General features: G+C 71.8%; 13 protein-coding genes. 7 read left to right on the top strand and 6 right to left on the bottom strand.

The features are described 5' to 3' along the window. The first annotated feature begins 46 nt into the window (after nucleotides 1-46). Nucleotides 47-1267 carry a cytochrome P450 gene (locus QC385_RS28710; RefSeq protein WP_279544298.1) on the top strand — a complete coding sequence of 407 codons (1221 nt, stop codon included), beginning with the start codon at nucleotides 47-49 and terminating at the stop codon, nucleotides 1265-1267. 37 nt (nucleotides 1268-1304) lie between these two features. On the opposite strand, the gene QC385_RS28705 is transcribed toward QC385_RS28710, so the two are convergent. Next, the gene (locus QC385_RS28705) at nucleotides 1305-2903 is read right to left on the bottom strand and encodes an ABC transporter permease (protein ID WP_279544297.1); all 1599 of its coding nucleotides are present in this window, start codon (nucleotides 2901-2903) and stop codon (nucleotides 1305-1307) included. Next, complete coding sequence (locus QC385_RS28700) at nucleotides 2900-3793, bottom strand: ABC transporter ATP-binding protein (RefSeq protein ID WP_279544296.1); 894 nt, start codon at nucleotides 3791-3793, stop codon at nucleotides 2900-2902. Before QC385_RS28700 ends, QC385_RS28705 begins: the two co-directional genes overlap by 4 nt. 74 nt (nucleotides 3794-3867) lie before the next feature. Here QC385_RS28700 and QC385_RS28695 point away from each other — a divergent pair, with 74 nt between their 5' ends. Continuing rightward, nucleotides 3868-4365 (top strand): GbsR/MarR family transcriptional regulator, encoded by a 498-nt coding sequence (locus tag QC385_RS28695; protein ID WP_279544295.1) that lies wholly within the window; start codon nucleotides 3868-3870, stop codon nucleotides 4363-4365. Between the two features lie 14 nt (nucleotides 4366-4379). Here the strand turns inward: QC385_RS28695 and QC385_RS28690 are convergent, their stop codons facing one another. Continuing rightward, nucleotides 4380-5243 carry a diacylglycerol kinase family protein gene (locus QC385_RS28690; RefSeq protein WP_279544294.1) on the bottom strand — a complete coding sequence of 288 codons (864 nt, stop codon included), beginning with the start codon at nucleotides 5241-5243 and terminating at the stop codon, nucleotides 4380-4382. A gap of 185 nt (nucleotides 5244-5428) precedes the next feature. Between QC385_RS28690 and QC385_RS28685 the strand changes: the two genes are divergently transcribed. Then, a complete protein-coding gene (locus tag QC385_RS28685) occupies nucleotides 5429-6712 on the top strand; it encodes an adenylosuccinate synthase (protein WP_279544293.1) in 1284 nt (427 codons plus the stop codon). A 146-nt stretch (nucleotides 6713-6858) separates the two neighbouring features. Then, nucleotides 6859-7149: a DUF3303 family protein gene (locus tag QC385_RS28680; RefSeq protein WP_279544292.1), complete on the top strand. Its 291-nt coding sequence runs from the start codon at nucleotides 6859-6861 to the stop codon at nucleotides 7147-7149. 1 nt (nucleotide 7150) lies between these two features. On the opposite strand, the gene QC385_RS28675 is transcribed toward QC385_RS28680, so the two are convergent. From QC385_RS28675 to QC385_RS28665, 3 genes are all read right to left on the bottom strand, one after another. Further along, nucleotides 7151-7801 carry a hypothetical protein gene (locus QC385_RS28675; protein ID WP_086604371.1) on the bottom strand — a complete coding sequence of 217 codons (651 nt, stop codon included), beginning with the start codon at nucleotides 7799-7801 and terminating at the stop codon, nucleotides 7151-7153. Between the two features lie 124 nt (nucleotides 7802-7925). Next, on the bottom strand, nucleotides 7926-8627 hold the full coding sequence (locus tag QC385_RS28670) for a GntR family transcriptional regulator (RefSeq protein ID WP_279544291.1): 702 nt from the start codon (nucleotides 8625-8627) through the stop codon (nucleotides 7926-7928). A 157-nt stretch (nucleotides 8628-8784) separates the two neighbouring features. Beyond that, nucleotides 8785-10140, bottom strand: coding sequence for an aspartate aminotransferase family protein (locus tag QC385_RS28665; protein WP_279544290.1), 1356 nt, complete (start codon nucleotides 10138-10140; stop codon nucleotides 8785-8787). Between the two features lie 173 nt (nucleotides 10141-10313). Between QC385_RS28665 and QC385_RS28660 the strand changes: the two genes are divergently transcribed. The 3 genes from QC385_RS28660 to QC385_RS28650 form a co-directional block, all read left to right on the top strand. Next, a complete protein-coding gene (locus QC385_RS28660; protein ID WP_279544289.1) occupies nucleotides 10314-10955 on the top strand; it encodes a type 1 glutamine amidotransferase family protein in 642 nt (213 codons plus the stop codon). Then, entirely contained in the window at nucleotides 10952-11446 is a 495-nt protein-coding gene (locus QC385_RS28655; protein ID WP_279544288.1) for a MarR family winged helix-turn-helix transcriptional regulator, read from the top strand. The genes QC385_RS28660 and QC385_RS28655 overlap by 4 nt, the downstream gene beginning before the upstream one ends. Nucleotides 11447-11525: 79 nt before the next feature. Next, on the top strand, nucleotides 11526-12794 hold a 1269-nt coding region (locus QC385_RS28650; protein ID WP_279544287.1), incomplete at its 3' end, for a serine/threonine-protein kinase.

Genomic DNA, 12794 nt, shown 5'->3' with positions numbered 1-12794 from the left:
CGAACACCCCTGGTCAGACAGGGGGGTGTGGAGCTAGCGTCCGTCCATGGCAGCTGCTTTTGACCTCGCGTTCGACCCGTGGGACCCGGCGTTCCTCGCCGACCCGTACCCCGCCTACGCCGAGCTGCGTGCCGGGGGCCGCGTGCACTACTTCGAGCCCACGAACCAGTGGCTCGTACCGCACCACGCGGACGTCTCGGCGCTGCTGCGGGACCGGCGCCTGGGCCGGACGTACCAGCACCGGTTCACGCATGAGGAGTTCGGCCGCACGGCGCCCCCGCCGGAGCAGGAGCCGTTCCACACGCTCAACGACCACGGAATGCTCGACCTGGAGCCGCCGGACCACACCCGGATCCGGCGCCTGGTGTCGAAGGCGTTCACGCCACGCACGGTGGAGCGGCTGAAGCCGTACGTGCGGGGCCTGGCGGACGAGCTCGCCTCGGCCCTGGCCGAGGCGGGCGGCGGCGACCTGCTGAAGGACGTCGCCGAGCCTCTCCCGGTGGCGGTGATCGCCGAGATGCTGGGCATCCCGGAGTCCGACCGGGCCCCGCTGCGCCCCTGGTCGGCGGACATCTGCGGGATGTACGAGCTGAACCCGTCCGAGGAGACGGCGGCGAGGGCGGTCAGGGCGTCGGTGGAGTTCTCCGACTACCTGCGCGAACTGATCGCGGCCCGCCGCAAGGAGCCGGGCGAGGACCTCGTCTCGGGCCTGATCGCGGCCCACGACGAGGGCGACCGCCTCACCGAACAGGAGATGATCTCCACCTGTGTCCTCCTCCTGAACGCCGGCCACGAGGCCACGGTGAACTCCACGGTCAACGGCTGGTACGCCCTGTTCCGCAACCCGTCCCAGCTTGAGCTGCTGCGCGCGGACCACACACTCATCCCCTCCGCCGTGGAGGAGCTGATGCGCTACGACACCCCGCTCCAGCTGTTCGAGCGCTGGGTCCTGGACGAGATCGAGGTCGCCGGCACGACGATCCCCCGCGGCGCGGAGATCGCCATGCTCTTCGGCTCCGCCAACCATGACCCGGCGGTGTTCGAGAATCCGTCCGCCCTCGACCTGACCCGCCAGGACAACCCCCACATCTCCTTCAGCGCCGGCATCCACTACTGCATCGGCGCACCCCTGGCCCGCATCGAACTGGCGGCGTCTATGGGGGCGCTGCTGGAGAGGGCACCGACGCTGCGACTGGCCGCCGAGCCCGAGCGGAAGCCGAACTTCGTGATCAGGGGGCTGGAGGGGCTGGCCGTCGAGGTGGGGTGACCGGTGCAGGTGGCTTGTCGAGCAGTACGTCGACCGATCACGTGGTCATGTCCCGCCTCCGCAACCCCGCCAGCCCCCCGGCCACCAGCACCACTGCCAGCCCGGTCAGCACCACCACCGGCCCCCACTCCATGGATCCTCCCGGCAGCTTCGGCAGATGCCCGAACGGCGACAGGTCCAGCACCGCCTGCGGTACGTCGAGCGCGGGGCCGACCCAGCCGATCAGCAGGACCGCCCCGGCCACGCCCCAGGCCGCCGCTGCCGCCCGGGGCAGCAGGCCGTGCAGCAGGACGGCGAGGCCGCCGATCACCCAGATCGCCGGCAGCTGCACCAGGCACGCCGCCACGATCGGACCGGTCTCCTTGCCGTAGCCGGCGGCCAGGCCGAGGCCGGCCAGGAGCATGATGAGCGCCGAGCCGCCGAAGGCGATCACCAGGTGGCCCGCCGCCCAGCGCAGGCGCCCGACCGCGTTCGCCAGGACCGGTTCCGCCCGGCCGGAGGTCTCCTCGCCGTTGAGGCGGAGCACCGACGCCACGATGTACAGCGCCGCGACCAGTCCGAGCATGCCGGTCATCGACGCCAGGAACGCGTCCGTCAGCCCGGACCGGCCGCCCATCCGCTCGAAGATCCGCCGGGCGTTGTCGTTGTCGCCGACCAGGTCGGCCGCGCCCTCGGTCATGCCGCCGTAGACGACCCCGGCCAGGAGGAAACCGATGCTCCAGCCCAGGACGCCACCCCGCTGCAACCGCCAGGCCAGCGCCCCCGCGCTGCCCAGGCGCCCGGTCGCCGGGCCCGGCCGGGTGGGCAGGAAGCTCATGCCCAGATCACGCCGGCCGGCCAGCCCGTACGCCACCGCGCCCTGGACGAGGGCCGCACCGGCGAGCAGCGCCAGCACCCACCAGCGTTCCTCCGCGTACGGGCGCAAATTCTCCAGCCAGCCGAGCGGCGACACCCACGTCAGCACCGACGAACCGTCGTCCGTCGCCGAGTCGCCCGCCGCGCGCAGCACGAACGCGGCGCCCAGCACCGCCGCCGTCAGGCCACGCGCCAGCCGCGCGCTCTCCGTCAGCTGGGCGACGATCGCCGCCATCGTGGCGAAGACCATCCCGACTCCGGCGATGCCGAGGCCCAGGGCCAGCGCCCCGGTCGTGCCCTGGCCGGACAGGCCGGCCGCCAGCAGCAGCGCCAGCACCCCGTTCGCGACCGCCGCCGCCAGCAGGGCCGCCGTCAGGGAGGCTCGGCGGCCCACCATGCCGGAGGCCACCAGCTCCTGACGGCCGCTCTCCTCCTCGTCCCGGGTGTGCCGTACGACGACCAGCAGGCTCATCACGGCGGCCAGGGCGCCCGCGTAGACGCCGGCCCGCCAGGCCGTCAGCGCGCCCAGCGAGTCGCCGAAGACCGGGCCGACCATCGCGCGCAGCGAGGAGTTGGTCTCCATCTGCCGGATCAGGTCGGCGCGTTCGGCCGGGGTGCCGTAGAGGCCCTCCAGGGTGTTCGGCATGGACAGGACCATCAGGGCGTTCACCGCGATCCACACCGGGATCATCAGCCGGTCCCGGCGCAGGGCGAACCGCAGCAGCGTGCCGGTCCCGGCCAGCTGTTGTGAGCTGCCGGGCCGCACCGCGAAGGCCGTCATCGGGCCGCCTCCTCCTGGTAGTGGCGCAGGAACAGCTCCTCCAGCGTGGGCGGCGTCGAGGTCAGCGACCGTACGCCCGACTCGCTCAGGGACCGCAGGACGGCGTCCAGCCCGTCGGTGTCGACCTGGAGCCGGACCCGGCGCCCCTGCACGTCGAGGTCGTGGACGCCGGGCAGGTCCGCCAGCCCGTCGGGCGGACCCGCGAGTTCGGCGACGACACTGGTGCGGGTCAGGTGGCGCAGGTCGGCGAGCGAACCGCTTTCGACCGTGCGGCCCTTGCGGATGATGCTCACCCGGTCGCACAGCTCCTCGACCTCGCTCAGGATGTGGGAGGAGAGCAGGATCGTGCGGCCCCGGTCGCGCTCTTCCGCCACACAGCGCTGGAAGACCTCCTCCATCAGCGGGTCCAGGCCCGAGGTCGGCTCGTCCAGGATCAGCAGGTCGACGTCGGAGGCGAAGGCGGCGACCAGGGCGACCTTCTGCCGGTTGCCCTTGGAGTAGGTGCGGCCCTTCTTGGTGGGGTCGAGTTCGAACCGCTCGATGAGCTCCGCGCGGCGCCGGGGGTCGAGCCCTCCGCGCAGCCTGCCGTACAGGTCGATGACCTCGCCGCCGGAGAGGTTGCGCCACAGCGTCACGTCCCCGGGGACGTAGGCGATACGGCGGTGCACCTCCACGGCGTCCGTCCAGGGGTCGTGGCCGAGGACCTGTGCGGAACCGGAGTCGGCGCGCAGCAGGCCGAGCAGGACCCGGATGGTCGTGGACTTGCCCGAGCCGTTGGGGCCGAGGAAGCCGTGGACCTCGCCGGAGGCGACGTCGAGGTCGAGCCCGTCCAGCGCGTGGGTCCGCCCGAAGGACTTGTGCAGTCCGGAGACGGTGATGGCCTTCATCATGCTTCAGAAGGTACGGAGAGTTCAGAAATTTGTGAAGTTAAGGAAGCGTATGAATCCCGAATAGGATGCCCCACATGACGGGATCAGCCGGGAACGCGCGGAACGCGGAGGCAGTGTCGAGGTTCGTGGAGTCCTTCGCGGCGCACCTGGTCGAAGCCGGGATGCCGCGGATGCCCGCCCGGGTCTTCGCCGCGATCCTCTCCTCCGACGAGGGCTCGATGACCTCCGCCGGACTGGGAGAGCAACTGCGCGTCAGCCCCGCGGCGGTCTCCGGGGCGGTGCGCTATCTGGCCCAGGCGCACATGGTCTCGCGCGAACGCGAGCCGGGCTCCCGCCGTGAGCGCTACCGGGTGCGCGGCGACCAGTGGTTCGAGGCCCTGACCAACCGCGACGCAATCCTCAAGCGCTGGGAGGCGGCCCTGCGCGAGGGTGTCACCAGCCTCGGCGCCGACACCCCGGCCGGCCGCCGCATGTCCGAGACGCTCGCCTTCTTCGAGTTCCTGGAGAGGGAACTCGCGGAGCTGATGGAACGCTGGCGCGTGCACCGGGAGAAGACGTTCGGCCAGGAATGATGGGCGGGTACGGTTCACGGCGCCGCCGGCACCGTCAGCCCCCAGGCCCCCTCCCGGACCACCCACGTCCGGGTCCGTACCGGCCCCGACACCACCGTGTCCGCCCGGTAGCGGAAGTGGGCACCCGACACCGTCACCGTCCGGCCCTCCGCGAGCAGGGGTGAGGCCTCGGCGCCCACCGACACCGGGCGGACCTCCACCGCGGCCACGCCGGAGGCCGAGGGCGACACCGACACCGCCTCGACCGGCTGGTTCAGATCGACGAGCGTTTCGCCGTCGACCTCGACGCGCAGCCGGGACGGGCCGGGCTCGGGAGCGGAGGCGAGCCGGGACGGGCGGGCGGCCGGGACCAGGGTGCGCACCAGGGACTGGCAGGTCCGCAGCCAGGGGCGGCCCGGCACGGCTTCGGGGTCCGGCGCCTCCGTGCCGGCCTGCAACGGCGGTATCCGCAGCGCGCCGAGCACCACCCCGTCGCTGTCGTCGACCATCAGGTCCATCCGCCGCTCGACCCCGTCGAGCACCGCCCGGGCCGCCGCCACCGTCCCCGTCGGCACCCCCAGCGACCGGGCGAGAGACAGCACGCTCCCGACCGGTACCACCGACAGCGCGCATCCGGTCAGCTCCCGATGCCGGTGCAGGAGCGACACCGCGCGGATCAGGGCCCGGTCGTCGCCGATCACGACCGGGCGCCGGGAGCCCCGCCGGGCCAGCGCCCGGGCGAACTCCTCCGGCCCCTCCGGCAGGCACAGCTTCACGGCCGCACCCGCTCGGAGCACGTCTTTCGCGATCCGTACGGACTCGCCGTCGGACCGGCGGGCGACCGGGTCGATGACCACCAGCAGCTGCTCGGATGTCGCGGAAGTCACCACCTCGGCCATGCCTCGCTTCCTCGGGTAGCATCTTTGTGCAAGAGCCCCTTGCGCTATTGCGCCAGGGGCTTCGTCTATTCCGGGGCATCCGGTCCGACGGTTGGCGGCCAACGGCGGTCGCGGTGTACGCGGCTTCATACCTCCGCGTTCGCCCTCGACCATGGACATGCCCCACCCGGAAGGGGTGTACGCGCGTGCCCGCACTTGTGCTGCTCGGTGCTCAGTGGGGTGACGAAGGCAAGGGAAAGGCCACCGACCTGCTCGGTGGATCCGTGGACTATGTAGTGCGCTACCAGGGCGGCAACAACGCCGGCCACACGGTGGTCGTCGGAGACCAGAAGTACGCACTGCACCTCCTCCCTTCCGGAATCCTGTCCCCCGGCTGCACGCCGGTCATCGGTAACGGTGTCGTCGTCGACCCGTCGGTCCTGCTCTCCGAGCTGAGCGGTCTGAACGAGCGTGGTGTCGACACCTCCAAGCTCCTCCTCAGCGGTAACGCGCACATCATCACGCCGTACAACGTCACGGTCGACAAGGTGACGGAGCGTTTCCTCGGCAAGCGGAAGATCGGCACGACCGGGCGCGGCATCGGCCCGACCTACGCCGACAAGATCAACCGTGTCGGCATCCGCGTGCAGGACCTGTACGACGAGTCGATCCTCACGCAGAAGGTCGAGGCGGCCCTCGACGTCAAGAACCAGATCCTCACCAAGCTCTACAACCGGCGCGCGATGGCCGTCGACCAGGCCGTCGAGGAGCTGCTGGGCTACGCCGACAAGCTCGCGCCGTACGTCGCCGACACCGTCCTGGTCATCAACCAGGCGCTGGAGGAGGACAAGGTCGTCCTGTTCGAGGGCGGCCAGGGCACGCTCCTCGACATCGACCACGGCACGTATCCCTTCGTCACCTCCTCGAACCCGACCGCGGGTGGCGCCTGCACGGGCGCGGGCGTCGGCCCGACGAAGATCAGCCGCGTCATCGGCATCCTCAAGGCCTACACCACCCGTGTCGGCGCGGGCCCGTTCCCGACGGAGCTCTTCGACGAGGACGGCGAGGCGCTGCGCCGTATCGGCGGCGAGCGCGGGGTCACCACCGGCCGTGACCGCCGCTGCGGCTGGTTCGACGCGGTCATCGCCCGCTACGCGACCCGCGTGAACGGCCTGACCGACTTCTTCCTCACCAAGCTCGACGTCCTCACCGGCTGGGAGCAGATCCCGGTCTGCGTGGCGTACGAGATCGACGGCAAGCGGGTCGAGGAGCTCCCGTACTCCCAGACCGACTTCCACCACGCGAAGCCCGTCTACGAGATGCTGCCGGGCTGGAGCGAGGACCTCAGCAAGGCCAAGTCCTTCTCCGACCTTCCGAAGAACGCCCAGAGCTACGTCAAGGCGCTGGAGGAGATGTCCGGCGCCCCGATCTCCGCGATCGGCGTGGGCCCGGGCCGGGACGAGACGATTCAGATCAACTCGTTCCTGTAGGACGCACAGGCATGGCGCCCCGGTGGTCGAGCGACCGCCGGGGCGCTTCACGTTGCCCCCGCTGGAGTACTGGGCGGGCAAAGTGCGCATATCGCCCATAGCGTGAGCTCGTACAGCTCAACGGCGACTGGAAGAAGGTGAGTGGCATGCGCGTGCTGCTGCAGGCTCATATGGACACGGAGAAGGCGAACGAGGTCATCCGCAGCGGCAGGATGCCGCAGGTGATGCAGGAGATCATGGAGGGGTTCAAGCCGGAGGTCTCCTACTTCGGCCCCGACAACGGGGTCCGCACCATGTTCCTGGTCTTCGACATGCAGGAATCCGCACAGCTGCCACCGCTCACCGAGCAGCTCTTCCAGGTCTTCGGCGCGAAGGTGGACTACACGCCGGTGATGAACCTCGAGGACCTGCAGAAGGGCCTGTCCCAGCTGAAGTAGGTCAGCTGAACACGATCATCGACCCCTGGGCCAGACTCCGCGTCACGGCCGCGTGCAGGCCCAGCCAGACGTGGCGTTCCCGGGCGAACGGGCTCGGATCGTAGGGGGCCGGGACGGCGGGTTCCTCCAGTTCCGTGGGCACGAGCGGCGGTTGCGGCGCGGCCGGCGGGTTGGCCGGGTCGATCCCGATGACGGGGGCGACCACCTCCAGCTCCCGCAGCAGGGCGTGCGAGGAGCCCAGCGGACCGCCGCCCGCGAGGAGCTCGTCGTCGGCGAGCGGGCTGGGGAAGTCGACGGGGACGTACGCACCCGCGTGGTCGTAGTGCCAGACGAGGTGCGACTGCTGGGCCGTCGACTCGAACATCTCCAGCAACTGCTCGTAGTCGCCGCCGAGTTCGTCCACTGGCGTCACCGGCAGGCCGCACACCTGGAGCAGATAGGCGCGGCGCAGGAAGTGCAGCGCGTCGTAGTCGAAGCCCGCCACCGGGGCGACGTCGCCCGACAGGCCCGGCATGTACTGGTACACCGGCACCGGCGGCAGCCCCGCCTCGGCGAGCACCTTGTTGTATTGCGCGAGTTCCTCGGCGAACGGGTTGTCCGGCGTGTGGCACAACACGTCGACGAGCGGTACCAGCCACAGGTCACAGGCCAAAGAAGGCTCCTCGCTCAGCTCGGTGGGTCAGGTGGCACGGTGGTCAGGGAAGGGTATCGGTGCGGCACGGAAAGCGGATCCCGCCGTGCATGTCCCATACCCACACGGACAGATGCGACGCAGGTCATCCCGAGGCGAGGCGCTCGATCAGGGCGACGGAGTGGGCGTTGTAGCCGGCGATGATCGACCGGGCGGTTTCGTTGTCGCGGGCGATCAGGGCGTCGACCAGCTCGGTATGCCCGGCCCACAGCTCGCCGCGCAGGTCGGGGAGCCGGCGCAGGTACTGCACCGCGCACACCCAGGTCTGAAGCCGCAGCCGGTTCAGGAAGTCGGCGAGGTAAGGGTTGCCGAAACAGGCGCCGAGCTCGCGCCAGAAACGCAGGTCGTAGCCGATGAGGACGGTGAGATCACCGGCGGCGGCGGCCCGCTGCGCCTCCTCGCCGCGCCTGCGGACCCCGGCGACGACGGGGGCGGCCCGGGGATCGTCGGGCCGCACGGCGCCGGGGTGCCCCTCGGTCAGCGCGAGGAACATCCCCTCGATGACCAAGCCGCGCGCCTCGATCATGCCGCGGAAGTCCTCGACCGAGTACTCGTGGACGCGGAAGCCGCGGTGCTGGTCGGCGTCGAGGAGCCCCTGCGCTGAGAGGTCGACCAGCGCCTCGCGGACCGGCGTGGCGGACACCCCGTACTGCTCGGCGATCTCCTTGACCGTGAACTCCTGCCCCGGCTGGAGCCGCCCCGCCAGCACCTCGTCACGGAGCGCGTCGGCGATCTGCTGCCTCAGGGTGCTGCGCGTCACGGCGCCGTTGCCGGAGCTGCGGGGCATGGTCAGGGCGTCTCCCTCGTCGCGTTCGGGTGGCGTGCACGTATATGTCGGCGTGCACGTATATGTCTACGGGCACGCCACCTTACGCGTTCGAATGAGGGGCCAGAGGGTCGGATACTGACGGGTTGTGGTCGGCTACTGGCCGGATGACGGCTGTTTACTCCGTGTACTCGTCCGCCACCGAGAGCGCCGCGTCCAGGGCCGCGAGACCCTCCTTGAGTTCCGCCTCGGTGATGTTGCAGGGCGGCACCACGTGCGTCCGGTTCATGTTCACGAACGGCCACAGCCCGCCGCCCTTCGCGGCGGCGGCGAAGGCGGCCATCGGCGCGTTCGCCTCCCCGGCCGCGTTGTAGGGCACCAGCGGCTCCCGCGTCTCACGGCTCCGGACCAGCTCCAGCGCCCAGAACATGCCGACACCGCGCACCTCGCCCACGCTCGGGTGCCGCGCGGCCAGCTCCCGCAGCTCCGGCCCGAGGACGGACGCGCCCAGCCGGGCCGCGTTCTCCACGACGCCCTCCTCCGCCATGACGTCGATCGTCGCGACGGCGGCGGCGCACGCCAGCGGGTGCCCGGAGTACGTCAGACCACCGGGGTACGGCCGCTTCCCGAACGTCGCCGCGATCGCGCCGGAGATCGCCACACCGCCCAGCGGCACATACCCGCTGTTCACGCCCTTGGCGAAGGTCAGCAGGTCGGGCGTCACGTCGAACAGGTCCGCCGCGAACCACTCACCGGTCCGCCCGAACCCGGCCATGACCTCGTCCAGGACGAAGACGATCCCGTACTTGTCGCACAGCTCCCGCACCCCGGCGAGATAGCCGGGCGGCGGGACCATGATCCCGGCCGTCCCGGGGATCGTCTCCAGGATGATCGCCGCGACGGTCGAGGGCCCCTCGAAGGCGATCGTGGTCTCCAGGTGCTCCAGCGCCCGCGCGCACTCCTGCTCCTCGGTCTCCGCGTAGAAGCGGGAGCGGTAGAGGTAGGGCGCCCAGAAGTGCACGACACCGGCGGTGCCGCTGTCGGAGGCCCAGCGGCGCGGGTCGCCGGTGATGTTCACGGCCTGCTGCGTACCGCCGTGGTACGAGCGGTACGCCGAGAGCACCTTCGGGCGGCCCGTGTGCAGCCGGGCCATCCGGATCGCGTGCTCGACGGCGTCGGCGCCGCCGTTGGTGAAGAAGATCTTGTCCAGGTCGCCCGGTGTCCGCTCGGCGATCAGCCGGGCCGCCTCCGACCGGGCCTCGATCGCGAACGCGGGCGCGAAGGTCGTCATCCTCGCCGCCTGCTCCTGGATCGCGGCGACGACCTTGGGGTGCTGGTAGCCGATGTTCGTGTAGACGAGCCCGCTGGAGAAGTCGAGGTAGCGCCGGCCGTCGTAGTCCCAGAAGTACGACCCCTCCGCCCCGGCGACGGCGAGCGGGTCGATGAGCTCCTGAGCGGACCAGGAGTGGAACACATGGTCACGGTCGGCGGCCTTGACGGCGGCACCGGCTTCGGGGTTCGGCTGAGGGGTCATGCGGGCGAGGGTAGGCGCGGGGGACAGGGCGGTGAAATCGGCGGCCTGTCTGCCGTCGGCGGCATTCCGCGACAGGTTGTCCAGACGGGGCTCCGCGCATTGACAGCACTCTGTCTAAATGTCAGGATGCTGTCATACCCCATCGGGTTGGAGCTCGGGTCCCAGGAGGAGCCATGAACGCCAGCGCAGACCGCAAGCCCGTCCATCTCGCCGTCTACGACACCCTCGCCGACTGGGAGACGGGCCACGCCACGGCCCATCTCGCCCGCGCCGGATACGAGATCCGGACCGTCGGCCCGTCCACCGACCCGGTCACCACCATCGGCGGACTGCGCATCCAGCCCGGTGCGGCCCTGGACGACGTACGGCCCGAGGACAGCTCCCTGCTGATCCTCCCGGGCGCCGACCTCTGGACTGAGACATCAGCCGCTACCGCGGCGGGGTCCGGCGACCTGGCGCCCTTCGCCCGCAAGGCCCGGGCGTTCCTGGAGGCCGGCGTGCCGGTCGCCGCGATCTGCGGTGCCACCGCCGGGCTCGCCCGGGAGGGCCTGCTCGACGACCGGTCCCACACCAGCGCGGTCTCCTTCTACCTGGCCGCGACCGGCTACGCGGGCGGCGAGCGCTACGTCGAGACCGACGCCGTCACCGACGGAAACCTCGTCACCGCCGGCCCGACCGAGCCCGTCGCCTTCGCCCGGGAGATCTTCCGGCTGCTCGGGGTGTACGAGGGCGAGGTGCTCGACGCCTGGTACCGGCTGTTCCACGACTCCGACGCGGCGGCGTACGCCGTGCTGGAGAAGGCCGGGGCGGCATGAGCCGGGAGCGGCAGGACCTGTTCAGCCGCAGCGCCCTCGGGGTGTTCCGGCTGAACGGCCAGTTCCTCGCCGTGGCGGAGGAACTGGCCCGGCCCGCCGGACTCACGGCCGCCTGGTGGCAGGTGCTCGGCGCGGTTCTCGGCGAGCCGCTGCCCGTCTCCGGCATCGCCCGCTCCATGGGCATCACACGGCAGAGCGTGCAGCGCATCGCCGACCTGCTGGTGGAGCGCGGGCTCGCCGAGTACCGGCCGAACCCCGCGCACCGCCGCGCCAAGCTCCTCGCGCCGACCGGGGAGGGGCGTGCGGCGATCGCCCGTATCGGCCCCGGACACGCGGCGTTCGCCGACCGGCTGGCGGAGGCGTTCGGGGAGGCGGAGCTGGCGGAGGCGGTGCGGGTGCTGGAACGGCTGTCGAAGGTGCTCGACCAGGAGGGGCTGCCCGTCACGGAACCTCCGCCCGGCACTCCGCCTGCGCCTGTTACGGAACCGTAGAGCTCGCTCGGCTCACCCCGCCCGGACCCCGCACTATCCTCGGTCTGTTGCTCGCGTGTGGGGGGAAGGCGGCTGAGCGATGGAGAAGCTGGGACCTGGGGATCCGCAGCGCATCGGTGCCTACCGGTTGTTGGCCCGGCTCGGGGCGGGCGGCATGGGGCACGTGTATCTGGCCCGCTCGGAACGGGGCCGTACGGTCGCCGTGAAACTCGTGCGCGAGGAACTGGCCGCGCAGGAGGAGTTCCGGGAGCGGTTCCGGCAGGAGGTGCGGGCCGCGCGGCGGGTCGGCGGGTACTGGACGGCGCCGGTGCTGGACGCGGACACCGAGGCGGCCGTGCCGTGGGTGGCGACCGGTTACGTCGCCGGGCCCAGTCTCCAGCAGGTCGTCGGACACGACCACGGTGCCCTGCCCGAGCGGACGGTCCGCATCCTCGCGGCCGGGCTCGCGCACGCGCTGAAGGACATCCACGCCGCGGGCATCGTCCACCGCGACCTCAAGCCGTCCAACGTCCTGGTCACCATCGACGGCCCGCGCGTCATCGACTTCGGTATCGCCCGGGCCCTCCAGACCGTGACGGACGGCGGACTCACCCGCACCGGCGCGCTCGTCGGATCGCCCGGTTTCATGGCGCCCGAGCAGGTGCGGGGCGACCGCATCACCCCGGCGTGCGACGTCTTCTGCCTCGGCTCGGTCCTCGCCTACGCCGCCACCGGCGCCCTGCCCTTCGGCACCGCCAACAGCGGCGTGCACGCCCTGATGTTCCGCATCGCCCAGGAGGAACCCGACCTGGAGGGCGTCCCCGAGGGCATCGCCGACCTGGTCCGCGACTGCCTGCGCAAGGACCCCGCCGCCCGCCCGTCCCTCGACCGCGTCCTGGAACGCAGCGGCGCGGACGACACCGTCGCCGACGGCCGCGCCCTCGACCCCTGGCTCCCGAGCGCCCTGGTCGCCCAACTCGGGCGGCACGCGGTGCGGTTGCTGGACGCGGAGGACCCGGAAGGGGAGGCCGCGGGGGAGCGTGAGGCCGCGGGGGAGCGGGCCGGTGCCGCCGGCCTCCCTGTCCAGCGGCAGGATTCCGGTTCCGGCGAGAGCCACGGGAGCGGGAGCCCCGGCCCCGGCCCGACACCCGAACACGCCCCCGCCGCCGACGAATCGTCCCCGAGCCCCGCGCCGGCCCCGGCCCCCGCGACGGTGCCCGCCGCACCCCCGGGTCCGCCCCCGCCGGGCCGCCCGGGCGAGGGGCCGCCGCTGAACCATCTGCCCACCATGGTCGCGGGCCAGAGCACCGCCCCGGCGCCCCAGCAGCCCCCGGGCGCCCCGTCCCACCCCCCGCCGCCCCCGCCCCCC

Source organism: Streptomyces sp. DH10 (genome assembly GCF_029813805.1).
In the GTDB taxonomy this organism is placed as follows: domain Bacteria; phylum Actinomycetota; class Actinomycetes; order Streptomycetales; family Streptomycetaceae; genus Streptomyces; species Streptomyces coeruleofuscus.
Note: the sequence above shows the minus strand (reverse complement) of the source record. Positions and strands in the feature narration are given on the sequence as shown.

Bases quoted from the DNA above. Each gene is read 5' to 3' on its own strand.
- QC385_RS28700 (WP_279544296.1), bottom strand. From the start codon at position 3,793: ATGATGAAGGCCATCACCGTCTCCGGACTGCACAAGTCCTTCGGGCGG.
- QC385_RS28710 (WP_279544298.1), top strand. From the start codon at position 47: ATGGCAGCTGCTTTTGACCTCGCGTTCGACCCGTGGGACCCGGCGTTC.
- QC385_RS28670 (WP_279544291.1), bottom strand. From the start codon at position 8,627: ATGCCCCGCAGCTCCGGCAACGGCGCCGTGACGCGCAGCACCCTGAGG.
- QC385_RS28680 (WP_279544292.1), top strand. From the start codon at position 6,859: ATGCGCGTGCTGCTGCAGGCTCATATGGACACGGAGAAGGCGAACGAG.
- QC385_RS28660 (WP_279544289.1), top strand. From the start codon at position 10,314: ATGAACGCCAGCGCAGACCGCAAGCCCGTCCATCTCGCCGTCTACGAC.
- QC385_RS28665 (WP_279544290.1), bottom strand. From the start codon at position 10,140: ATGACCCCTCAGCCGAACCCCGAAGCCGGTGCCGCCGTCAAGGCCGCC.
- QC385_RS28690 (WP_279544294.1), bottom strand. From the start codon at position 5,243: ATGGCCGAGGTGGTGACTTCCGCGACATCCGAGCAGCTGCTGGTGGTC.
- QC385_RS28695 (WP_279544295.1), top strand. From the start codon at position 3,868: ATGACGGGATCAGCCGGGAACGCGCGGAACGCGGAGGCAGTGTCGAGG.
- QC385_RS28655 (WP_279544288.1), top strand. From the start codon at position 10,952: ATGAGCCGGGAGCGGCAGGACCTGTTCAGCCGCAGCGCCCTCGGGGTG.
- QC385_RS28705 (WP_279544297.1), bottom strand. From the start codon at position 2,903: ATGACGGCCTTCGCGGTGCGGCCCGGCAGCTCACAACAGCTGGCCGGG.